23 protein-coding genes are annotated in these 20056 nt (G+C 65.5%); 8 read left to right on the forward strand and 15 right to left on the reverse strand.

The window, feature by feature from the left end:
- Positions 1-196: 196 nt before the first annotated feature.
- The 12 genes from V2B31_RS03865 to V2B31_RS03920 form a co-directional block, all read right to left on the reverse strand.
- On the reverse strand, positions 197-829 hold the full coding sequence (locus V2B31_RS03865) for a LolA family protein (protein WP_328275514.1): 633 nt from the start codon (positions 827-829) through the stop codon (positions 197-199).
- 95 nt (positions 830-924) lie between these two features.
- Positions 925-2046 carry a helix-turn-helix transcriptional regulator gene (locus V2B31_RS03870; RefSeq protein ID WP_328275517.1) on the reverse strand — a complete coding sequence of 374 codons (1122 nt, stop codon included), beginning with the start codon at positions 2044-2046 and terminating at the stop codon, positions 925-927.
- A 164-nt stretch (positions 2047-2210) separates the two neighbouring features.
- Positions 2211-4532, reverse strand: a complete 2322-nt coding sequence (locus V2B31_RS03875) for an FtsK/SpoIIIE family DNA translocase (RefSeq protein WP_328275519.1) — start codon at positions 4530-4532, stop codon at positions 2211-2213.
- Positions 4533-4614: 82 nt separating this feature from the next.
- The gene (locus V2B31_RS03880) at positions 4615-5100 is read right to left on the reverse strand and encodes a GNAT family N-acetyltransferase (protein WP_328275521.1); all 486 of its coding nucleotides are present in this window, start codon (positions 5098-5100) and stop codon (positions 4615-4617) included.
- A complete protein-coding gene (locus V2B31_RS03885) occupies positions 5097-5996 on the reverse strand; it encodes a DMT family transporter (protein ID WP_328275523.1) in 900 nt (299 codons plus the stop codon). The genes V2B31_RS03880 and V2B31_RS03885 overlap by 4 nt, the downstream gene beginning before the upstream one ends.
- A gap of 6 nt (positions 5997-6002) precedes the next feature.
- On the reverse strand, positions 6003-6383 hold the full coding sequence (locus V2B31_RS03890; protein ID WP_328275525.1) for a type II toxin-antitoxin system VapC family toxin: 381 nt from the start codon (positions 6381-6383) through the stop codon (positions 6003-6005).
- Positions 6380-6622: an AbrB/MazE/SpoVT family DNA-binding domain-containing protein gene (locus V2B31_RS03895; RefSeq protein WP_328275527.1), complete on the reverse strand. Its 243-nt coding sequence runs from the start codon at positions 6620-6622 to the stop codon at positions 6380-6382. The genes V2B31_RS03890 and V2B31_RS03895 overlap by 4 nt, the downstream gene beginning before the upstream one ends.
- Before the next feature lie 48 nt (positions 6623-6670).
- Positions 6671-7831, reverse strand: a complete 1161-nt coding sequence (ispG, locus tag V2B31_RS03900; protein ID WP_328275529.1) for a flavodoxin-dependent (E)-4-hydroxy-3-methylbut-2-enyl-diphosphate synthase — start codon at positions 7829-7831, stop codon at positions 6671-6673.
- 52 nt (positions 7832-7883) lie between these two features.
- Complete coding sequence (locus V2B31_RS03905; protein WP_328275531.1) at positions 7884-9185, reverse strand: OmpP1/FadL family transporter; 1302 nt, start codon at positions 9183-9185, stop codon at positions 7884-7886.
- Positions 9186-9584: 399 nt separating this feature from the next.
- Complete coding sequence (pgmG, locus tag V2B31_RS03910; RefSeq protein WP_328275533.1) at positions 9585-10955, reverse strand: phosphoglucomutase/phosphomannomutase PgmG; 1371 nt, start codon at positions 10953-10955, stop codon at positions 9585-9587.
- Positions 10952-11368: a J domain-containing protein gene (locus tag V2B31_RS03915; protein ID WP_328275535.1), complete on the reverse strand. Its 417-nt coding sequence runs from the start codon at positions 11366-11368 to the stop codon at positions 10952-10954. Before V2B31_RS03915 ends, pgmG begins: the two co-directional genes overlap by 4 nt.
- Positions 11368-12174, reverse strand: coding sequence for a division plane positioning ATPase MipZ (locus tag V2B31_RS03920; protein WP_328275537.1), 807 nt, complete (start codon positions 12172-12174; stop codon positions 11368-11370). The genes V2B31_RS03915 and V2B31_RS03920 overlap by 1 nt, the downstream gene beginning before the upstream one ends.
- Before the next feature lie 102 nt (positions 12175-12276).
- Between V2B31_RS03920 and panC the strand changes: the two genes are divergently transcribed.
- Entirely contained in the window at positions 12277-13122 is an 846-nt protein-coding gene (gene panC, locus V2B31_RS03925; protein ID WP_328275539.1) for a pantoate--beta-alanine ligase, read from the forward strand.
- Positions 13123-13129: 7 nt separating this feature from the next.
- Here the strand turns inward: panC and V2B31_RS03930 are convergent, their stop codons facing one another.
- Positions 13130-13570 carry a CopD family protein gene (locus V2B31_RS03930; protein WP_328275541.1) on the reverse strand — a complete coding sequence of 147 codons (441 nt, stop codon included), beginning with the start codon at positions 13568-13570 and terminating at the stop codon, positions 13130-13132.
- Between the two features lie 12 nt (positions 13571-13582).
- Complete coding sequence (hemE, locus tag V2B31_RS03935) at positions 13583-14626, reverse strand: uroporphyrinogen decarboxylase (protein ID WP_328275717.1); 1044 nt, start codon at positions 14624-14626, stop codon at positions 13583-13585.
- Positions 14627-14928: 302 nt separating this feature from the next.
- Between hemE and V2B31_RS03940 the strand changes: the two genes are divergently transcribed.
- Both V2B31_RS03940 and V2B31_RS03945 read left to right on the forward strand, forming a co-directional pair.
- On the forward strand, positions 14929-15753 hold the full coding sequence (locus tag V2B31_RS03940; protein ID WP_328275543.1) for a pyruvate, water dikinase regulatory protein: 825 nt from the start codon (positions 14929-14931) through the stop codon (positions 15751-15753).
- Positions 15750-16343: a Maf family protein gene (locus V2B31_RS03945; protein ID WP_328275545.1), complete on the forward strand. Its 594-nt coding sequence runs from the start codon at positions 15750-15752 to the stop codon at positions 16341-16343. Before V2B31_RS03940 ends, V2B31_RS03945 begins: the two co-directional genes overlap by 4 nt.
- Here V2B31_RS03945 and V2B31_RS03950 read toward each other — a convergent pair.
- Positions 16340-16525, reverse strand: coding sequence for a hypothetical protein (locus V2B31_RS03950; protein WP_328275549.1), 186 nt, complete (start codon positions 16523-16525; stop codon positions 16340-16342). The genes V2B31_RS03945 and V2B31_RS03950 overlap by 4 nt on opposite strands.
- A 114-nt stretch (positions 16526-16639) precedes the next feature.
- Between V2B31_RS03950 and V2B31_RS03955 the strand changes: the two genes are divergently transcribed.
- From V2B31_RS03955 to hpf, 5 genes are all read left to right on the forward strand, one after another.
- On the forward strand, positions 16640-17161 hold the full coding sequence (locus V2B31_RS03955) for a MerR family transcriptional regulator (RefSeq protein ID WP_328275551.1): 522 nt from the start codon (positions 16640-16642) through the stop codon (positions 17159-17161).
- Positions 17162-17983 (forward strand): shikimate dehydrogenase, encoded by an 822-nt coding sequence (aroE, locus tag V2B31_RS03960; protein ID WP_328275553.1) that lies wholly within the window; start codon positions 17162-17164, stop codon positions 17981-17983.
- Positions 17984-18577, forward strand: coding sequence for a dephospho-CoA kinase (gene coaE, locus V2B31_RS03965; protein WP_328275555.1), 594 nt, complete (start codon positions 17984-17986; stop codon positions 18575-18577).
- Positions 18578-18606: 29 nt separating this feature from the next.
- Complete coding sequence (gene dnaQ / locus V2B31_RS03970) at positions 18607-19299, forward strand: DNA polymerase III subunit epsilon (protein WP_328275557.1); 693 nt, start codon at positions 18607-18609, stop codon at positions 19297-19299.
- 80 nt (positions 19300-19379) lie between these two features.
- Positions 19380-19973 (forward strand): ribosome hibernation-promoting factor, HPF/YfiA family, encoded by a 594-nt coding sequence (gene hpf / locus V2B31_RS03975; RefSeq protein WP_328275559.1) that lies wholly within the window; start codon positions 19380-19382, stop codon positions 19971-19973.
- The last annotated feature ends 83 nt before the right edge of the window (positions 19974-20056 follow it).

Genomic DNA, 20056 nt, shown 5'->3' on the forward strand with positions numbered 1-20056 from the left:
GACCCCCGCTCCGGGGGCGTGGAACGGGGGTCTCGATCGCGCCCTTGAAGCGCTTCGCGGCGGGAGCTGGGGACCGGGTAACAGGGGGGAAATCCCGGTTTGGTCTCGCGCCGTGAGCCTCTGATTAGCGGGGGTCAGATGAGCGCGCGATGAACGGGCCTGACAGATTTTCCGTCCGTCGCGCCAGCCGCTCGATTCAGCCGCTCGCCCGGCCGCGCGGACGCGGATCGGTCCAGCGGAAAGTCGAATCGGGGACAGGCACGCCATAGGCCTGGTTGGTGAGGCGCACGGCAGTGCGGTTGTTCTGCGAATCGAGCGCCACCCAGCCGTACAGCTGCAAGCCCGCCGGGCTGGCGGCGTCGCGCCGGAAGATCATGGTGATCGTCCCGAATTCGGGCCGCTTGGGATCGCGCGCCTGGACGCTCAGGATCGAGGGATCGCCGCTCGGCACCACCTTGCCGAACCTGGAGAGATCCTTGGTAGGGTCGATCAGTGCGCCGAGCGGCGAATTGCCGATGGGCCAGCGCTGCACCTGCCGCACTTCATAATCGATCATGGTCAGCGCCTTGCCGTCGCCCACGATCAGCAGCGGTACGCCCTTTTGATATTGGAAGCGGATCTTGCCCGGCTGCTTGAGAGTCAGCTTGCCGGTCAGCGTCTGGCCGTTGCGGTCGGTCTGGCTGAAGTCGGCGGTCATGGTGGTGACCGCGCGGATATAGGCGCTCACCCGCGAAAGGTCCGACTGGCCCTGCTGCGCGACGGCGGGCAGGGTGAACGGAAGAGCGAGCGCGGCGGGCGCGGCAGCCAGCGCCAGGAACAGGGGCTTCATCAGCGGGGTCTCCGGTTGTTACGGATGCGGTCTAGGATGAGGCGATTGAACGACCTGTGAACCCGGTCGTTCCGTGCCGTTCATCGGCGAGGGGCTCAGAGATTGAAGCGGCCGATGAGCGCCGCGAGCGCCGTCGCCTTCGACACGCCGGTCTTTTGCAGCACGGCGCGCACCTGCGCCCGCACGGTTTCGGTGCTGACGCTGCGGCCGGCGGCGATTTCGTTCGCGGTCATGCCCGACGCGAGATCGAGCGCGACCGCCGCCTCGGCCGGGGACAGGCCGAACGCCTGCGCCAGCAGCTGACGCGGTTCCGCCGCCGGACGCGGCAGCGCGATATGGACGATGCAGGCCGCATCGGACGCCATCATCGGCAGGACCGAGGGCGGCAGCGGCGCGACATCGACGCGGCAGGCGCGGCCTTCCGCGTCGGTAAGGGCGATGCTGGTGTGACGAACGCGCTGGACGGCATCGGCGGGGGGACCGCTCGCCAGCCGCAGCGCCGCCTGCAACGGCCCATCCTGATGATCGGCGGCGGCGCGAAGGGTGCGCATCTGGAGCCGCACGAACCGGCCCGACGCCAGCAGCCGGTCCGCCGCCGCGCTGTGCGCCAGGACATGCCCGCGCCGGTCGCAGACAAAGACCGCCTGGTCGAGCTGGTCGGAGAAATCGACCACCAGGCGCAGGTCGCGCGCGTTGAGCCGCGCCTCGGTCGAGACCGCCGCCTGCACATGGGGCAGCAGCCGGGCCATGGTATCGACATCGGCGCGATCCGCATGGTTCTGACGCCGCGCGCGCAGCACGCCGACGATCCTGCGCACCCCTTCGCCGGGCGGAAGCGTGCCCACCAGCATGAAGCGGGCGTCGAAGCGGTCGAACAGTTCGCGGTAGAAAGGCGAGCTTTCCTGCGCCGCGCGCGGCAACAGATCGTCATCGCAGCGGATGCTGAACGGCGCGGCGAAGAGCGTCACCGCGCGCGGATTGCGATCGGGCAAGGTGCCGCCCTGCCTTTCCCACTCCCTTATGCCGTCGTCCGGCATCCGGGGAATCTGGTTGCGGCGGATAGCGCCGCCATCGTCGACTGCGAGCAGTTGCGCGGTCCAGCCGCCGCAAAGCTGACCCAGCAGGCGCAGCCCTTCGTCCCAGCGATCAGGTTCGAAGGGCGCCGCGTCGAACGCAGCGACCGCCTGCTCGAGTTGATCGGGCGATACCCCCGCCAATATCGCAATCCTTGATGCCCCGTTAAACATAACCTATGTAAATAAACGGAGGCGTGTCTCAAGTCGTTTGCAGCAAAAATTGCGCGCTCGGCGAAATAGTGCCGGCGCGGGACAGTCAGGCGGGGAGGATCATCGGCGAGGACAGGCTGCAGCCCTGCCGGTTGCTATAGCGGATTGCCATTCTCGTCGCGCAGCACTTCGCGGCGGCCGACATGATTGGGCGGGCCGACCAGTCCTTCCTCCTCCATCTTCTCGATCAGGCGCGCGGCGCTGTTATAGCCGACGCGCAGCTGGCGCTGGAGCCAGCTGGTCGAGGCTTTCTGGTTCTCGAAGACGAGCTGGCACGCCTTGCGGAAGAGCTGCGCGTCGGCGCTATCGTCGCCCAGGTCCACGCCTTCAAGCGCGAAGCTGCCTTCTTCCGGCTCCTCGGTGACGGCGGAGATATAGTCTGGCTGGCCCTGCGCGCGCCAGTGATCGGCGACCATCCGCACCTCGTCATCGGACACGAAGGGACCGTGGACGCGCGTCAGCCCCTTGCCGCCATGCATATAGAGCATGTCGCCCTTGCCCAGCAGCTGTTCCGCGCCCTGCTCGCCGAGGATCGTGCGGCTGTCGATCTTGCTGGTCACGAAGAAGCTGATGCGGGTCGGCAGGTTCGCCTTGATGACGCCGGTGATGACGTCGACCGAGGGGCGCTGCGTCGCGAGGATGAGATGGATGCCGGCCGCGCGCGCCTTCTGCGCCAGGCGCTGGATCAGGAATTCGACTTCCTTGCCCGCCGTCATCATGAGGTCGGCAAGCTCGTCCACTACCACCACGATCTGCGGCAGCGGCTGGAAATCGAGCTGCTCCTCCTCATAGATGGGCTTGCCGGTTTCGGGATCGTAGCCGGTCTGGACCCGGCGGCCGAGCGGCTTGCCCTTGGCCTTCGCGGCGCGGACCTTCTCATTATAATTGGCGAGGTTGCGGACCGAGATGGACGCCATCATGCGATAGCGGTCCTCCATCTGCTCGACCGCCCATTTGAGCGCGCGGATCGCCTTTGCCGGTTCGGTGACGACCGGCGAAAGGAGATGCGGAATGTCGTCATAGGTCGACAGTTCCAGCATCTTGGGGTCGATCATGATGAGGCGCAGCTGATCGGGAGTCATGCGGTAAAGCAAGGACAGGATCATCGCATTGAGGCCCACCGACTTGCCCGATCCGGTGGTGCCCGCGATCAGCAGGTGCGGCATGGGCGCAAGATCGGCGATGATCGGTTCGCCCGAGATATTCTTGCCCAGGATGATGGGCAGCGTCGCTTCCTGCGCGAACTGCTCCGAGGTGATGAGTTCGCGGAAGGACACGCCTTCGCGGTGCGCGTTGGGCAGTTCGATGCCGATGACGGTGCGGCCGGGAATGGTCGCGACGCGCGCCGAGAGCGCCGACATGTTGCGCGCAATGTCGTCGGCCAGCGCGATGACGCGGCTCGCCTTGATGCCGGGCGCGGGCTCCAGCTCGTACATGGTGACGACCGGGCCAGGGCGGACCTCGACGATATTGCCTTTCACATGGAAGTCGTCCAGCACCGATTCGAGCAGCCGGGCGTTGCGCTCGAGCGCCGCCTTATCGATCTTGCCGCCCTGGTTGGCGGGGACCGGGTTCAGCAGGTCGGGCGAGGGCAAAGACGAATTGCCGAACAGATCGTCCTGGCTGACCGGGGCCATGGCGCGCTGCACCGGGGCGGGCTTGGGGCTCTGGATGGTGATGGGCGGCTTGGGCTCGTTGGTGACCTGCCTGCGCGGGGCGATGACCCGCTCGGCCATGTCCTCGTCATCCTCATCGTCTTCCGCCGGGGCGCTCCCTGCGAAGGCGAGGCTGGGGCGCGGCAGGCTGAGGCGCGGCAATGTGGGCCGGCGCATCGCGATGAGCGGCTTTTCCAGCGCCAGGCTGCGGTAGCAGGCGAAGAGGCCGGCGATCAGCGCGACCACGACCAGCGCGCCCCTGATCCACGGCGCGGCGGCCGGCGCCTGCGCAATCAGGCTGGCGACGCCCTTGGCGGTGACGAGGCCGATCACCCCGCCCCATCCGGCGGGCAGGCCGACGAGCGGTTCGGTCTGGAACAAAGCCAGCGCGATACCGACGAGGATGATGCCCAGCAGGCATTTGCCGAACTGCCCCTTCCAGCCCGCCATGTCCTGATCGCCCCAGAGCCGGCGCGCCGTCACCGCCATCAGCGGCAGGATCAGCGCCACCGGCACGCCGAGCAGCCAAAGCAGGAAATCGGCCGCCCATGCGCCGGGCGGACCCATGATATTGGCCACCTGATCGCCCGCGACCGTGTTCATCGACGGATCGCTTGGCGCGTAGCTCAGCAGCGCCAGCGCGAGGAACAGGGTGGCGGCGATCAGCGCCAGCGCGCTGATGAGCGCGCCGCTGCGAATGAGGCTGCGCTTCAGCATCTCGCGCCATTCCGGCGATCGCTTGACGGTGCGGCCGACGGCCATAACTACCCCATTTCCCCCAAATGTTCCGTTTCGGTACAATGCGCCGAGCGGGGAGTCCGCGTCAAGTGCGGGGCGTTTCAGGTCATCGCGCGGCGGCGAGCGCGTGGAGCGCGTCGCCATCGACCCGCTGCACCGTCCATTCGTCCATCGGCCTGGCGCCGAGCGCCCTGTAGAAGGCGATCGAGGGTTCGTTCCAGTCGAGCACCCACCATTCCAGACGCGCGCAATCGCGCTCGATCGCGATTTGCGCCAGCCGCGCGAGCAGCGCCTTGCCTGCGCCGAGTCCGCGCGCCTGCGGCACGACGAACAGATCCTCCAGATAAACGCCGGGCCGCCCCTCGAAGGTCGAGAAATTGTGGAAGAAGAGCGCGAAGCCGATCGCCGCGCCGTCATGCTCCGCGATCAGCACTTCGGCCATCGGGCGCGGGCCGAACAGATAGCGGGCAAGCGTGGCGCGATCGGCCTTTACCTCATGCGCCAGCCGCTCATAGTCGGCGAGCGCCAGGATGAAGCCATGGATCGTGTCGATGTCGCCGGCCTCCGCCGGACGGATGCGAATGTCGGTCATGCGGCTCCTGCTTCGACATGGGCGAGGTCGGGGCGCTTGGCCCGTGCGGCGATCAGGCAGCCCGCGACAATCAGCACCGCGCCGGCGATGGTGGTCAGCGTCACCCGTTCGCCGAACGCGAGCCAGCCGACGATCGAAGCCCAGAGGAAGGCGCTATATTCGACCGGGATGAGCCGCTGCGCCTCTGCCCGCGCATAGGCCCAGGCGAGGGTGGCGAGCGAGGTGAAGGCGAGGGTCGCGGCAAGGACGACGAGCGGAACAGCCGTGACTGGCGGCACTGTGAGCAGAAATGGCGCGCCGAGCGCAAAGACGCCGAGCATTACCAGATGCTGGAAGAAGGCGACCTCGACCGGGGAAGCGAGTTGCGCCTGTTGGCGCTGGATCACGAGGTTCCAGGCGAACAGCACCGCCGAGGCGAGCGTCGCCAGCGCGCCGAGCAGCGCGTCGGCCTCATAGCGCCCCTGAAGCCGCCCCGACAGGATGATCGCCACCCCAACCAGCCCCAGGAGGGACGCGCCGATCGCCTGCCGCCCGACCCGCTCCTTGAGCAGCAGCGCGGCGAGATAGAGGGCAATGAGCGGCGCGATGAAGGAGAGCGCGATCGCTTCGGCGATCGGCAGGCGCATGAGCGCCCAGAAGAAAAGCGCCGCCATCAGCGCGACCACGACGCCGCGCAGCAGGTGGATGCGCATCACCGGCGGCGCGGGCCAGCCCCGCCGCGTCGCCCGCATCAGCACCGCGCCCAGCAGCGTCCCCGTCAGCGCGCGCCAGAACAGCGCATTGTAAAGGCCGATCGACAGGCTCAGCCCCTTCATCACCGCATCCATGACGGAGAAGAGCGCAACGCCGAGGCAGCACACGGCGAAGGGGATGGCGAAGGGGCGGGCGTCCGGCATGGCGACTTAGCGGACGAGGCGGATATCGACGCCGACGTCGAGATCGGCCCATAGGCGATCGGCGGTGAGGACCGGCAGACCGTTGATGCGCGCGGTCGCAAGACAGGCACGATCGCCCAGCGACAGACCCAGATGTCGGGTCAGGGGCCGCAATGCCGCCGCTTCGAGCGCATGGGCTTCGCGAAAGGATCGAACGCGCAAGCCGACATGCCTCACCTCCGCCTCCGCATCCTCCTTCGACACCCCTGCCTCGATCAGCTTGGCGTAGGTTTCACAAAGATTGACGATGGAGATTTGCGCGGTCCCCATATGCGGCCGCACCATGTCGGCGCCGGGTTCATCCAACAGCTGAATCAACAATGCCGACGTGTCGAGGATGACGGTCATTCGCCGTCCGCTTCGGCGCGTCGCTCCGCAAGGAATTCGTCGACGGTGAAGGGATGCTTAATCAGCGCCTTGAGATTGGACTGCACCTCGCGCAGCACCTGATCATAGCTTTTGACCAATATGCCCTCGCCATGGCGCTCGAAGATAATCCGGTCGCCATCACGCAGGCCGAACTCGCGGCGCAACTCCGCCGGCAAAACAGCCTTGCCGCCCGCGATCATCTTGCCACTATAGGTCATGTCGAGCCTCCAAGACCTGAATAGCCGATCGGTCCTGCTTCGCCAAGGCTACTCCGCCGCTTGCGCCTTGCCCGCGTCGGTGGCTTCAGCCTCCAGCTTGGCCGCCTCGATCTCCGCCGCCTTGGCTTCCACAAGGCTCACAATATGGTCGATCATCCCTTCGTCCTGGATCGTATGGTCGGTGAGGCCCGACAAATAGACCATATGCTTGCCCGCGCCGCCGCCGGTGAGGCCGATGTCGGTTTCGCGCGCTTCGCCGGGGCCGTTGACGACGCAGCCGAGGACCGAAAGCGACAAGGGCGTGTGGATATGCTGGAGCCGTTCCTCCAGCGCCTGAACGGTGCGGATGACGTCGAAGCCCTGCCGCGCGCAGGACGGGCAGGAGATGACCTTCACCCCGCGCGTGCGGATGCCGAGCGACTTCAATATTTCGTAGCCGACGCGCACTTCCTCTTCCGGTTCGGCGGAGAGGGAGACGCGGATCGTGTCGCCGATCCCGGCCCAGAGCAGGTTGCCGATGCCGATCGCGCTCTTGACCGTGCCGCCGATCAACCCGCCCGCCTCGGTGATGCCAAGGTGCAGCGGGCAATCCACCGCGTCGGCCAGCTGCATATAGGCAGCGACGGCGAGGAACACGTCGCTCGCCTTCACCGCGACCTTATACTCATGGAAATCCTGATCCTGGAGCAGCTTGATATGGTCGAGCGCGCTTTCGACCAGCGCTTCGGGACAGGGCTCGCCATATTTTTCGAGCAGGTCTTTTTCGAGGCTGCCGGCATTGACGCCGATGCGGATCGAGCAGCCGTTCGCCTTGGCCGCGTCCACCACTTCCTTGACCCGCGCCTCGCTGCCGATATTGCCGGGGTTGATGCGCAGGCAGGCCGCGCCCGCGTCGGCGGCTTCCAGCGCGCGCTTATAGTGGAAATGAATGTCGGCGACGATCGGCACGCGCGCGGCGCGCACGATCTGCTTCAGGGCGGCGGTCGAGTCCTCGTCGGGGCAGGAGACGCGGATGATGTCGACGCCCACCTCCTCGCAGCGGCGAATCTGGTCGACCGTAGCCCGCACGTCATGGGTCGGGGTGTTGGTCATGGTCTGGACGGTGACCGGCGCGCCGCCGCCGACGGGGACGTTGCCGACCATGATCTGGCGGCTCTGGCGGCGGGCGATGTCGCGCCAGGGGCGAAGGCCGGGATTATGGTCGGACATGAAAAAGGGGCTCCGTAAGCTACGCAGCCCCTATAGTCATTCGTGGCGGCGATTAGAAGCGGAGCGTCACCGACGCCGCGACCTGATCGGCATTGCCCGTCGTATCCGTGATCGTCGTCGCAGTGACGGTCGCAGGCGCGGGATAATAGCTGTCGGGCCGCACGATCCGCGCCTTGTCGACGAAGGTGTGGGCATAGCCGATATTGAGCGCGGCGGCGGGCGAGATATTGTAGGTCGCGCCGGCCGACAGCCAGACGCGGTCGCCATCGGGCACGCGCGTCGTCAGATGCTGCGGGTTGGTGGGGGTGCGGTCGAACATCGTGCCCGCGCGCAGCGTCAGCCGCGGGCTGACATCATATTCGCCGCCGGCGCTGAACGAGTAACTGTCGCGATAGTCCAGTTCCTTGTTGCTGGTGCCGGCTGCGGTGGTGACGGCGATGCCCTTGAACTTCGACCAATTATACCATTTGGCGGTCAGCATCGCGCGCAGATTGGGGGTCAGCCGGTGCATCATGCTGACGGTCACGATGTCGGGCAGGGCGAGCGACGCGGTCGCGGCGAAATCGCCATTGCCCGTGGCGATCGGGCCAAGCAGACCCGACACGCTCTGCGTGCCGGCGAGCTTGTGCGTAATGCCCGAGCGATAATGGACGCCCCAATTGGTGTCGCCGCTGGTGTAGAACAGGCCGGCGTTCCAGCCGATCGACCAATCGTCGCCCTTCAATCGGGCGAAACCGTCCGAGGTGGCGAGCGGCGAGAGTTGCGGCAGGGCGTTGGTCAGTTCCGCCTTCACATATTGCACGTCCACGCCGCCGCCGATCGACAGGCGGTCGGTCAGCTTATAGGCGGCGGACGGCTGAATATTGTAGGTCTTGAGGTCGGTGTAGAGCGAGTCGTAGCGGCCGAAGAAATCATCGTCATATTCGAGCTTCAGCCCGAACGGCGCATTGACGCCGAGGCCGAGCCACAGCCGGTCGGTCAGCTGCGCGCTGGCATAGAAGCTGGGCACCGGCGTCACGCTGTCGAACGGATTGCCGCCGTCGCCGCCGGTGACCGGCAGGCGCAGCGGCGTGCCGGGCACGGTGCGCACCGTGCCGCGATTGCTCTGGTGCGCAAAGGGCATCAGCGCCGATGCGCCGGCCGAAACCTGGATGCCGGGAAGCGCCGTCATCGCGGCGGGGTTGAAATAGATGGTGGACGGATCGTCCCCCGCCGCCGCGCCGCCGGACAGAGCGCGGCCGATCTCTAACGGCGACTGTTCCTGAAGATAGAAGCCGCCCGCGAGCGCGGGCAGAGGCGCGATCATGCCGCCAGCAGCGAGCAGAAACGGAATGAAGGGGCGGCGAAGGGACATGGCAAACCTCTGTTTATAGCGACTCTGTCTGGTGCCCGCAGGCGGCGCAGCAACGCGCGACCCTGGCTTTATGAGCCAGGGCGCTTAGCAAAGACGTGGTTAATTTCCAGTATGTGCGGGCGCGTCCGGACCGCTCGCGCGCCACCGACGCTACGGCGCGCCGGGAAAAGACGGGCAAAAAAAAAAGCCGCCCGAAGGCGGCCTTGAAGTTTTAGGAGAGGATGCCTGAAAGGCCCGTTCCATTTGCGGGTCAGCGGCAATTGTTGCAAATGCGAAATGTGCGGGGGCGGTTGCATGTCTTGCAATCGTAGCATTTCGCTACCCTTTCCGTAGCGGAAAACAGGGTGACGACAGGCGCGAAGTTTCGCGATCCGAAAGTCCGCCCCGCGCTTGAGAGCGTCAGGCCAAGCGCGTTACCCCGGACGAAGCGAGTTGCGAATCGAGATCGGCCAGCAGCCGCGCCAGCCCCGATTCGTGCGCCGCCTCCGCCCGGGCGACGAGCGCCGCCTCGGTGTTCGATGCGCGCAGCAGCCACCAGCCCTCGCTCCGACGCACGCGAACGCCGTCGATCAGGCACATATCCGCGCCCGCGTCGCGCAGCCGCGCCTGCACCTCCTCGATGACCGCGAACTTGCGCGCTTCCGCAACGGGAAAGCGCAATTCCGGCGTGATGACGCTGCGCGGCAGGGCATCGACCATCTCGGTTACGCTGCGGCCCAGCGCCCCTACCAGCCGGATCAGCCGCACCGCGGCGTAGAGCGCGTCGTCATAGCCGGGATGATCGTCGGCGAAGAAGAGATGGCCGGTGGTCTCGCCGCCCAGCGGACTGCCGATCTGCTTCATTCTGGACTTGATGTGGCTGTGCCCGGTTTTCCACATATCGGGCCGGCCGCCGAGTGCGGCGATGCGATCGAACAGCGTCTGGCTCGCCTTCACATCGGCGACGATCGGCGCTCCGGGGCGGTTTTTCAGCACATCCTCAGCAAACAGGCCCAGCAGCTGGTCGCCCGCGATCGCCCGACCCTGCCCGTCGACCACGCCGATCCGGTCGCCGTCGCCGTCGAAAGCCACACCGAAATCGAGGCTTTTGGCGCGGACAAGCGTGCGCAGGTCGGCCAGATTCCGGTCGAGCGAAGGATCTGGATGATGGTTGGGGAAATGTCCGTCTATCTGGGTGAAGAGCAGATGATGCTCACCGGGCAGCAGCTTGACGAGCTGCTCGACCGCCTGCCCGGCCGCGCCATTGCCCGCGTCCCAGCCGATCCGGCAAGCCGGGCCGTCGAAACCCTCCACCAGGCGCGCGACATAGGCGTCCAATATGGCGACGGTCTCGATCTGCCCCGCCCCGTCAATCCAGTCTCCCGTCGCCGCCATGACGCCCAGCCGCTGGATGTCCGCGCCGAAGAAGGGGGCATGGGCGTGCACCAGCTTGAAGCCATTCTGGTCGCCGGGATTATGGCTGCCGGTTATCTGAACGCCGCCATCCACATCGCCCGTCATTTCGGCATGATATAGCATCGGCGTCGGCCCAAGACCGATCCGCAGCACGTCGATGCCGGTGGCGACCAGCCCCTCCACCAGCGCCGCCTCCAGCATCGGCGAACTCAGCCGCCCGTCATAGCCGACCGCGATGCGGCGTCCGCCCGCGCGGCGGACGACCGTGCCGAAACTGCGCCCCAGCGCCCAGGCGTCGGCGGCATGGAGCGTCTTTCCCACCGTGCCGCGCAGATCATAGTCGCGCAGCAGCGTGGGATCGAAGCGGTGGCTCACCGCTCCCGGCGCGCGGCGAGCAGCAGGTCGCGGGCGGCGTTGATCTGCGCGGCGAGCGCCTCCGTCCCGCCCTTGTCGGGATGGACCGACGCGATCAGCCGGCGGTGCGCGGCGCGGATCGTAGCGGGATCGGCATCAGGCGCGACACCCAGCAGCGCGCGCGCCTGCGCCAGATCGTCGGGCGTGGGGGCCTGCCGGCGCAGTTTCGCACGCGCATTGCCCTGCTTGGCGAAGAACAAGGCCGCGCCGATCAGCAACGGCGCGCCGATCACCGGCTTGCCCTTCGCCGCCAGCACCGCGCCCACCAGCGCCGCGCCGAGCACCATGCCGTCCTTTGCGGTCATCCGTTGCAATCTCCCCGTCCAGATCAGCCAGACGGCCAGACCGCCAAGCAGCAGCGCCAGCAGCCCCATCAGGCGGCGCCGAGCAGGTCCATCGCGCCGACCCCCTCGCGCGTCGGCAGCGCAAGGCTCGCCACCATCTCGCGCAATTCCTGCCGCGCGGCGATGTGGCTGACGCCGAGGTCGCCCAGATGCCCCTTGTCGAGCAGCGTCAGGCCCGAGGGGAAGAGTTCGCGGAAGATCACCCGCTCCGACAGGCCGGGGATGACGCGGAAGCCGACGCGGCGGGAGAGTTCCATCAAGGCGTCGCCCACCCGTTTCTTGTTGCGCGCGTCCTGATGCTGGAGCCGGTTGCGCAGCACCACCCAGTCGATCGACACGCCATCGACCTTCGCCCGGGTCTTGCGCGTCTCGAAGATCAGTTCGGAATAGAAGGACAGGCGGCGCACCTTGAAGGTTTCGGGATCGACCTGGCCGATAAGGTCGAAATCGACGAAACTGTCGTTCATCGGCGTGACCAGCGTATTGGCATGGGGCGCGATGTGCCGGGCGAATATGTCATCGCGCCCCGGCGTATCCACCACCAGAAAGTCGCGACCTACCGCCAGTTCGACCACCAGATCGTCCAGGGCGGCGATGCTGTCCCCGGTGAACACCGCGAAATCGGGCGTTGGCAGATCGATGCCGCGCCGGCGCGCGGTTTCGCGGCGATTCTCCATGTAGCGGGTGACGGTGCGCTGACGCGGGTCGAGATCGATCATGCCGACATTGTGACCCAACGCCGACAGGGCGATCGCGGTATGGACTGCCGTGGTCGACTTGCCCGTGCCGCCCTTTTCATTGGCGAAGACGATGAGATGCGGCTGCGAAATGCCCATTGGTCGCGTGTGATCCCTGTTATCACAATCTGTGTGTTGACGCTCCCGCCGGGTCATGCCTTTAGCGGAATGTCCCCTCGCCTTATCGGAGCCCATTGCCCCGTGCAAATATTGCGTGACCTGCCGTCTCTCCGCGCCGCCGTGGCGGCGTTGAAAGCCGATGGCAAGCCGGTGGTTCTCGTGCCTACCATGGGCGCTTTGCATGACGGGCATATGGCGCTGGTCGAGGAAGCGCGGCGGCATGGGCGGCATGTCGTCGTCTCGATCTTCGTCAACCCGAGGCAATTCGGGCCGAACGAGGATCTCGACGCCTATCCTAGGCGGGAGGCGAAGGACGCGCAGATGCTTGCCACAGCCAGTGTGGACATTCTCTGGGCGCCGACCGTCGACGTCATGTATCCCGCCGGCTTCGCCACCACTATCAGCGTGTCGGGCGTGAGCGAGGGACTCGACGGCGCGGCGCGGCCGGGGCATTTCGACGGGGTCGCCACGGTCGTCACCAAGCTGCTCAACCAGGTGCGGCCCGACGTCGCGATCTTTGGGCAGAAGGATTATCAGCAGCTCGCCGTCATCCGCCGCATGGTCGCGGACCTCGATATAGGGGTAGAGATCGTCGGGATGCCGACCCAGCGGGCGGAGGATGGCCTCGCTTTGTCCTCGCGCAACGCCTATCTGAGCGACGAGGAGCGCAAGGCGGCACTGGCGCTGCCCCGCGCGCTCGGCGAGGCCAAGCGCCAGATCGAGAAGGGCGAGCCGGTGGATGCGGCGCTTGCCAAGGCAATCGCGACGCTGAGCCAGCATGGCTTCGACCCCATCGACTATGTGACGCTGTGCGATGCGGCGACGCTGGAGCCGATCCACACCGCCGACCGCCCCGCCCGGCTGCTGGGCGCGGCGAAGCTCGGCAAGACGCGCCTCATCGACAATATCGCGGTCGATCCGGCCTGAAGGACCGTCAGAAGGGTTTCACGATCACCGCGATCACGATCACTGCGGCGGCGACGCCGGGGATTTCGTTCATCAGGCGCAGCTGCCGGTCGGTGAGCGTCCGCTGCCCCTTCGCGAGCTTCTTGGCATAAGCCGCGATCCAGCCATGATAGGCGGAAAGGCCGAGGACGAAGAGCAGCTTCAGGTGGAACCAGCCGAAGCTCCACGCGCCGATCTCCACCATCAGCATCAGGCCGAACAGCCAGACGAGGATCAGCGAGGGATTGAGGATGATCTTGAGCAGCCGCGCCTCGCGCTCGATCCATTTGCGGTCCTCGGGCGATCCGGGCGCGGTTTCCTGATGATAGACGAAGAAGCGCGGCATCATGAACAGCCCCGCCATCAGGAAGATGACGAAAATGACATGGGCGGCCTTCACCCAGAGATAGGCGGCGCCGAGATAGGCCATGGTCACTGCTCCTTATCGCCGCACATAGCTAATGAGCGCTTCGACATGCGCAATGGGCGTATCGGGCAATATGCCATGGCCCAGGTTCAATATGTGCGGCCGACCGGCGAAGGCGGCGCGGATATCGTCCACCGCCTGCTCGACCGCCGCGCCGCCGGCGATCAGCGCGAGCGGATCGAGATTGCCCTGCACCGGCATGCCCTTGGGAAGCGCCTCATTCGCCCAGTGCGGATCGATCGTCTCGTCGATGCCCACCGCATCGACCCCGGTCTGCCGCGCATAATCGGCGAGCTTCGCGCCCGCGCCCTTCGGGAAGCCGATGATGGGAATATCGGGGTGGATGGCTTTGAGCTTATCCACGATCCGCCGATTGGGTTTGATGACCCAGCGGGCGAATTGCGCGGGCGCTAAGCTCCCGGCCCAGCTGTCGAATAGCTGCACCGCTTCCACCCCGGCTTCGATCTGTCCCGAGAGGTAAGTGACGGTCGCGTCGATGATCGCGTCGATCAGCGCGGCGAAACGGTCGGGTTGGCTGTAGGCCATGCGCCGCGCGAGCCCATGATCCTTGCTGCCCTGCCCCGCGACCATATAGGTGGCGACGGTCCAGGGGCTGCCGGCAAAGCCCAGGAAAGTGACGGCCGGGTCCAGCGCCGCCTTCACCCGCCGCACCGTTTCGTAGACCGCTTCAAAGCGCGAAAAATCGGGGGTGAGCGCCGTAAGATCGGTCTCGGCGAGGATCGGCGCGAGCCGCGGGCCTTCGCCGGCTTCGAACCAGAGATGCTGCCCCATGGCATAGGGCACGATCAAGATATCGGAAAAGAGGATCGCGCCGTCGAAGCCGAAGCGGCGCAGGGGCTGGAGCGTCACTTCGGCCGCCGCTTCGCTGTCATAGACGAGTTCGAGGAAGCCGCCCTTCTGTGCCCGCAGCGCGCGATATTCGGGCAGGTAGCGGCCCGCCTGGCGCATCAGCCACATCGGCGGGACTGCAGGCACGTCGCCCCGCAGGACGCCGAGCAGGGGCTTTTCGATCAGGGTGTCATTGATCGGATTGGCCATGGCGTCCACGGGCATCTCATTCTCTCTTAATATTAGATTCAAAGGTTGATGGAGATAGATACTCCGTTGGCAGCGGGGTTTATGCGCTGTGCCCGGATTTGCCAACAGCTTGACTCCCCGGGGTCACGCTATCGCGTCCGAGTCAGCCAGCTTGTCCCCGTTACCCACAGGCTGTGGAGGAAATTGCGGGCCTGTTGGAGGGGTGTGGATAAGAGTCCAGCCTGTGGGGACGGACGTTCAGGTGGATTCCATCCCCGATTTCATCCCTTGCTTTATCCACAGCCTGCCCACAGACATGCCCCATGGCGCGCATCCACCTGCACCTCCTCTCCGACTCCACCGGCGAGACGCTGGAGAATATCGCCAAGGCGGCGATCGGTCTGTTCGAGAATGTCGAGGCGATCCGCCATTTCTGGCCGATGGTGCGGTCCGAGGTCCATCTCGACCGGATCATGGAGGAGATCGCCGCCAATCCCGGCCTCGTCCTCTTCACCCTGACCAACCATTTGTTGCGCAAGCGGCTGGAGACGCGGTGCCGGGCGCTCGGCCTGCCCCATGTCGCGGCGCTCGACAGCGTGGCCGACGCGCTCTCCAACATATTGGGGCAGGAAACCCGGACCCGGCCGGGGCGCAAGCATATCCTGGACGAAGCCTATTTCGCGCGGATCGAGGCGATCCAGTTCACCATCGCCCATGACGATGGCGTGGGGCATGAAAATTGGGAGGAGGCCGATATCGTGCTCGCCGGCGTGTCGCGCGCGTCCAAGACGCCGACCTCCATCTATCTCGCCAATCGCGGCTACAAGACCGCGAACATCCCGCTGGTGCCGGAATCGCCGCCGCCGCGCAGCCTCTTTTCGCTGAAGCATCCGATGGTCGTGGGCCTGACCGTCAGCCCTGAGCGGCTGATCCAGATCCGCCGCAACCGGCTGCTCTCCTTAAACCAGGCGCCTGAAACCGCCTATGTCGACAGCGACAAGGTGCAGGCGGAACTCGCCTTCGCCCGGCGCATGTTCGCCGACAATGGCTGGCCGGTGATCGACATGACTCGCCGGTCGATCGAGGAAGCGGCGGCGGCGATCATCAACCTGTTCAACGACCGCGAACTGGCGGAGGCGGAAGCATGATCGTCCTCGCCTCGCAGAGCGCGAGCCGGCGGGCGATGCTGAGCGCGGCGGGGGTGCCGTTCGAGCCGCTTTCGCCCGGTGTGGATGAGGAAGCGGCGAAGGCGGCGCTGCGCGGCGACGGGCTCGACGCGCGGGCGCTGGCCGACGCGCTGGCGGAGCTGAAGGCGCTCAAGGTGTCGCGCCGCGCGCCGGGGACTTTGGTTCTGGGTTGCGACCAGACGCTGTCGCTCGACGACGGCAGCATGATCGACAAGGCGGTCGATCGGGCGGACGCCGCGCGCATCCTGCGGCTGCTGTCGGGGCGAGCGCATCATCTCCACAGCGCGGCGGTGATCGCGCTCAACGGCGAACCGATCTGGCGGCATATCGAGCGGGTGCGGATGACTGTGCGGCCGCTCTCAGATGCCTTCATCGACGCCTATCTCGACGCCGATTGGGAGCAATTGCGCTGGTGCGTCGGCTGCTACCGGATCGAGGGGCCGGGCGCGCAGCTCTTCAGCAAGGTCGAGGGCAGCCAGTTCGCGATCCAGGGCTTGCCGCTGCTGCCTTTGCTTGACTTTCTGCGCGTGCGCGGCGTTCTGGCAAGCTAGCGATAGGTAGGGTCTAAACGATCCTCGAATTTTAGATGGGTCAAGGGCACCCAAATTCTTATCTCAGCGATAACGCTGCCACGGCTGGTCGCCGTGAAGATCATGCCGTCACGCCTGCCACTCCCTTCATCCACTAACTGACCGAACCAGCGCTGATGACCTTCCCAAATTTCCGCGATCATGGCTATACCCCTACAGGTTGTAGGTCGTAAGATATCGCGACACCATAGGTGGTGAAAAGTTCAAAGCTGCAGTTATAGGTCGAAATATTTTGAGTATTGCGTTATACTTGTAATATGGAAGGGGAATATTCTGCTCTCGAGCTATCTTGGTTGGCTGGGTTCAAAACCACAGTCATGCTAAATTATCTCGAAAGGTCGGGTATATTTCAGCCCGAATCAGAGCGGCAGCCGCATCACGGCAAGAAGCGTCAGTATAGCTATCGCGACTTAGTGATATTGAGATCGATTAAGCGCTTATTGGACATGGGCGTTCGTCCAAAGCGGATTGAAAAGGCGATACGGACGTTTCACCGGGTAGAAAATTTACCAGATAATATTGATGCTTTGATGGCGTTTAGTCAAAAATCTTCAATGTTCATAGTCAACGGATCAGATGTTCTATACTGTGAGGATCGCAATAACATTGTTGATTTAACTAGAGACGGACAGCTTGAGATGGCGTTCATCCTCGATATCCCCGGTACACTCAGCGGAGTTGCGCTCGCTGCCAAAGAATATAGAAGCTCGCTTGATGCAAATCCCGCTGCCCAAAAGGTGTCAGTTTTGCAGAAGGTGGCCAAGGCGCACGGATTATAGATGTCTGAACTCCCTTACGCCGAAGTGATCGGCGATCCGATCGCGCACAGCAAATCGCCGCTGATCCACAATTTTTGGCTCGATGCGCTGAATATCGAGGCGGAGTATCGCAAGACCCATGTGGCGGCGGAGGGCCTCTCCGCCTATTTCCTCGCGCGGCGCGCCGATCCCGACTGGCTCGGCTGCAACGTCACCATTCCCCACAAGATCGCGGTGATGGACTATGTCGATGATCCGGGCGGGGTGCGGGAGCGGATCGGCGCGGTCAACACCATCGCCAGCGAGACCGGCGGGCCATTGATCGGCACCAATACCGATGCCGGCGGTTTCCTCCAGCCGTTGCTGCGCGACAGATGGAAGGGCAAGAGCGCGCTCATCGTCGGCGCGGGCGGGGCGGCGCGCGCGATCCTGTTCGCGCTCGCGACGCTGGGCGTGCCGGAGATCGCCATCATGGCGCGCGACGCGGCCAAGGGGCAGGCTTTGCTCGACCGGGCGGGGGTGAAGGGCCGGGTCATCGGCATGAGCGATGCGCTGCCGCCGGTCGATCTGCTGGTCAATTCAACCTCGCTCGGCATGGTGGGCCAGCCTGTGTTCGAGCCTGACCTGTCGCCGCTGCCCGCCGCCGCCACCGTCTATGACATCGTCTATGCGCCGCTCGAAACCGGGCTGCTCAAAGCGGCGCGCGCGCGGGGGCTCAAGACGCTCGACGGCCTCGAAATGCTGATCGGGCAGGCGGCGCTGGCGTTCGACATCTTCTTCGACGCTGCCGCGCCTCGCGAACTGGATGCGGAGTTGCGGGCGTTGCTGACGGCTGCGGACTAGATGAAGATCTACGGCCTGACCGGATCGATCGGCATGGGCAAGTCGGCGGTCGCGGCGATGTTCGCGCGCGAAGGCGTGCCGCTGTTCGACGCCGACGCTGAGGTTCATCGCCTGCAAGGGCCGGGTGGCGCGCTTCTGCCCGCGATCGAGGCGCGCTTCCCCGGCACCACCGGGCCGGCGGGAGTCGATCGGGCGAAGCTCGGCGCGGCGGTGTTCGGCCATCCGCACGAGCGCCGCGCATTGGAAGCGATCGTCCATCCGGCGGTGCAGGCCAGCCGCCGCGCCTTCCTGCGCCGTCATCGCAGCCGCGCATTCGTGATTCTCGACATTCCCCTGCTGTTCGAGACCCATGGGCAGAAGCGACTCAACGGCGTGATCGTCGTCACCGCCCCGGCGTGGAAACAGCGCAAGCGGGTGCTGGCGCGGCCGGGCATGACGCCGGCCAAATTCTGCCAGATCGTCCGCCTCCAGACCCCTGACGCCGAGAAACGCCGGCGCGCCGACCATATCATCCATACCGGCGCGACTTTTGCCGACACGCGCGCGCAGGTGCGGCGTCTCGTCGCTTGCCTTGGCGCCAAGACAGGCCGATAAGATGACAGACAAGAGTCGTTGAAGAGGCCATGCGCGAAGTCATTTTCGATACCGAAACGACAGGATTTGATCCGGCATCGGGCGACCGGATGGTCGAGATCGGCTGTATCGAACTGGTGAATCGGGTGCCGACCGGCCGCACCTTCCACGCTTATTATCATCCCGAGCGCGACATGCCCGCCGCCGCCTTCGCGGTGCATGGCCTGTCCGCCGATTTCCTCGCCAAGCATCCGGTGTTCGCGCGCGGCGCGCTGGAGCTGCTGGAGTTTCTGGAGGACAGCCCGCTGGTCGCGCACAATGCGCGCTTCGACTTCGGCTTCCTCAACCATGAACTGCGGCTGTGCGGCCATCCCGAAGTGTCGATGGACCGGATGATCGACACCGTCGCGATCGCGCGCCAGCTGCATCCCGGCGCCAAGCACAGTCTCGACGCGCTCTGCACCCGTTACGGCATCGACCGCAGCCATCGCATCAAGCATGGCGCGCTGCTCGACGCCGAATTGCTGGCGCAGCTCTATATCGAACTGACCGGCGGCCGGCAGATCGGCCTTGGTCTGGCACAGGAGGAAGAAAGCGAGATCGTCAGGGTGGAACTGACGGCATCCGCCGTGGTTCGCCCTGTTCGTCCCGCGCGGGTCTTTGCGGCCAGCGCGGCCGAGCTGGAACGGCACGCGGCGTTCATCGCGACGCTGAAAGAGCCGCTCTGGCTGCAGGAGGCATAGACGCGATCCAAGCGGCCTATGCCCTCCGCACCCAACCGGACCGCTTCCCTGGCGGCCCGGCAAGAATAAGGAGAAGGCATATGGATATTCGTGTTTCCGGGCATCAGGTCGAAACGGGTGAGGCGCTGAAAAGCCATGTCACCGATCGTTTGCAGGCGGTGGCCGAGAAATATTTTTCCCGCGCGCTTTCCGCCCAGGTCACTTTCCGCAAGGCGCCCCATGGCGCATTCCATTGCGACATCGTCTGCCATGTGATGACCGGGCTGATCCTGAAGGGCGCAGGCGAGGCGCAGGAGGCGCATCCCTCCTTCGACCAGGCGGCCGACAAGATCGAAAAGCAGCTTCGCCGCTACATGCGCCGCCTCAAGGACCGCAGCGCTCAGACGGCGGCGGCCGAGGCGCAGCGCGCCAACGGATATAGCGTCGATGATATTGACGGCGCGGGCTATACCATCTTCGCCGGTGGCGCCGAGGAGGAGGAGCCGGCGGACGCGCCGCTGATCGTCGCGGAAACCCGCGTCGACATCCCCGAAGCGAGCGTGTCCGACGCGGTGATGATGCTCGACCTGCGCAACACCAACGCGCTGCTGTTCGTCAACGCCGGCACATCGGCCTACAACATGGTCTATCGCCGCCACGATGGCACGATCGGATGGGTAGAACCCCGTGGCTGAAGCCACGGGCGGTGGTTGGGTAGAGCCGCGCGGCTGACCCTCCTCGCCCGGCCCCGGCCGCCTGTTGACCATCGGGTGCAGGC

The organism is Sphingobium sp., assembly GCF_036170395.1.
Lineage (GTDB): Bacteria > Pseudomonadota > Alphaproteobacteria > Sphingomonadales > Sphingomonadaceae > Sphingobium.

What these genes read in the sequence shown, in the direction of transcription:
- V2B31_RS03865 (WP_328275514.1), bottom strand. Translation starts at nt 829, where the DNA reads ATGAAGCCCCTGTTCCTGGCGCTGGCTGCCGCGCCCGCCGCGCTCGCT.
- V2B31_RS03875 (WP_328275519.1), bottom strand. Translation starts at nt 4,532, where the DNA reads ATGGCCGTCGGCCGCACCGTCAAGCGATCGCCGGAATGGCGCGAGATG.
- V2B31_RS03880 (WP_328275521.1), bottom strand. Translation starts at nt 5,100, where the DNA reads ATGACCGACATTCGCATCCGTCCGGCGGAGGCCGGCGACATCGACACG.
- V2B31_RS03885 (WP_328275523.1), bottom strand. Translation starts at nt 5,996, where the DNA reads ATGCCGGACGCCCGCCCCTTCGCCATCCCCTTCGCCGTGTGCTGCCTC.
- V2B31_RS03890 (WP_328275525.1), bottom strand. Translation starts at nt 6,383, where the DNA reads ATGACCGTCATCCTCGACACGTCGGCATTGTTGATTCAGCTGTTGGAT.
- V2B31_RS03895 (WP_328275527.1), bottom strand. Translation starts at nt 6,622, where the DNA reads ATGACCTATAGTGGCAAGATGATCGCGGGCGGCAAGGCTGTTTTGCCG.
- ispG (WP_328275529.1), bottom strand. Translation starts at nt 7,831, where the DNA reads ATGTCCGACCATAATCCCGGCCTTCGCCCCTGGCGCGACATCGCCCGC.
- V2B31_RS03905 (WP_328275531.1), bottom strand. Translation starts at nt 9,185, where the DNA reads ATGTCCCTTCGCCGCCCCTTCATTCCGTTTCTGCTCGCTGCTGGCGGC.
- V2B31_RS03915 (WP_328275535.1), bottom strand. Translation starts at nt 11,368, where the DNA reads ATGGGGCTGCTGGCGCTGCTGCTTGGCGGTCTGGCCGTCTGGCTGATC.
- V2B31_RS03920 (WP_328275537.1), bottom strand. Translation starts at nt 12,174, where the DNA reads ATGGGCATTTCGCAGCCGCATCTCATCGTCTTCGCCAATGAAAAGGGC.
- V2B31_RS03930 (WP_328275541.1), bottom strand. Translation starts at nt 13,570, where the DNA reads ATGGCCTATCTCGGCGCCGCCTATCTCTGGGTGAAGGCCGCCCATGTC.
- hemE (WP_328275717.1), bottom strand. Translation starts at nt 14,626, where the DNA reads ATGGCCAATCCGATCAATGACACCCTGATCGAAAAGCCCCTGCTCGGC.
- V2B31_RS03940 (WP_328275543.1), top strand. Translation starts at nt 14,929, where the DNA reads ATGGCGCGCATCCACCTGCACCTCCTCTCCGACTCCACCGGCGAGACG.
- V2B31_RS03945 (WP_328275545.1), top strand. Translation starts at nt 15,750, where the DNA reads ATGATCGTCCTCGCCTCGCAGAGCGCGAGCCGGCGGGCGATGCTGAGC.
- V2B31_RS03950 (WP_328275549.1), bottom strand. Translation starts at nt 16,525, where the DNA reads ATGATCGCGGAAATTTGGGAAGGTCATCAGCGCTGGTTCGGTCAGTTA.
- V2B31_RS03955 (WP_328275551.1), top strand. Translation starts at nt 16,640, where the DNA reads ATGGAAGGGGAATATTCTGCTCTCGAGCTATCTTGGTTGGCTGGGTTC.
- aroE (WP_328275553.1), top strand. Translation starts at nt 17,162, where the DNA reads ATGTCTGAACTCCCTTACGCCGAAGTGATCGGCGATCCGATCGCGCAC.
- coaE (WP_328275555.1), top strand. Translation starts at nt 17,984, where the DNA reads ATGAAGATCTACGGCCTGACCGGATCGATCGGCATGGGCAAGTCGGCG.
- dnaQ (WP_328275557.1), top strand. Translation starts at nt 18,607, where the DNA reads ATGCGCGAAGTCATTTTCGATACCGAAACGACAGGATTTGATCCGGCA.
- hpf (WP_328275559.1), top strand. Translation starts at nt 19,380, where the DNA reads ATGGATATTCGTGTTTCCGGGCATCAGGTCGAAACGGGTGAGGCGCTG.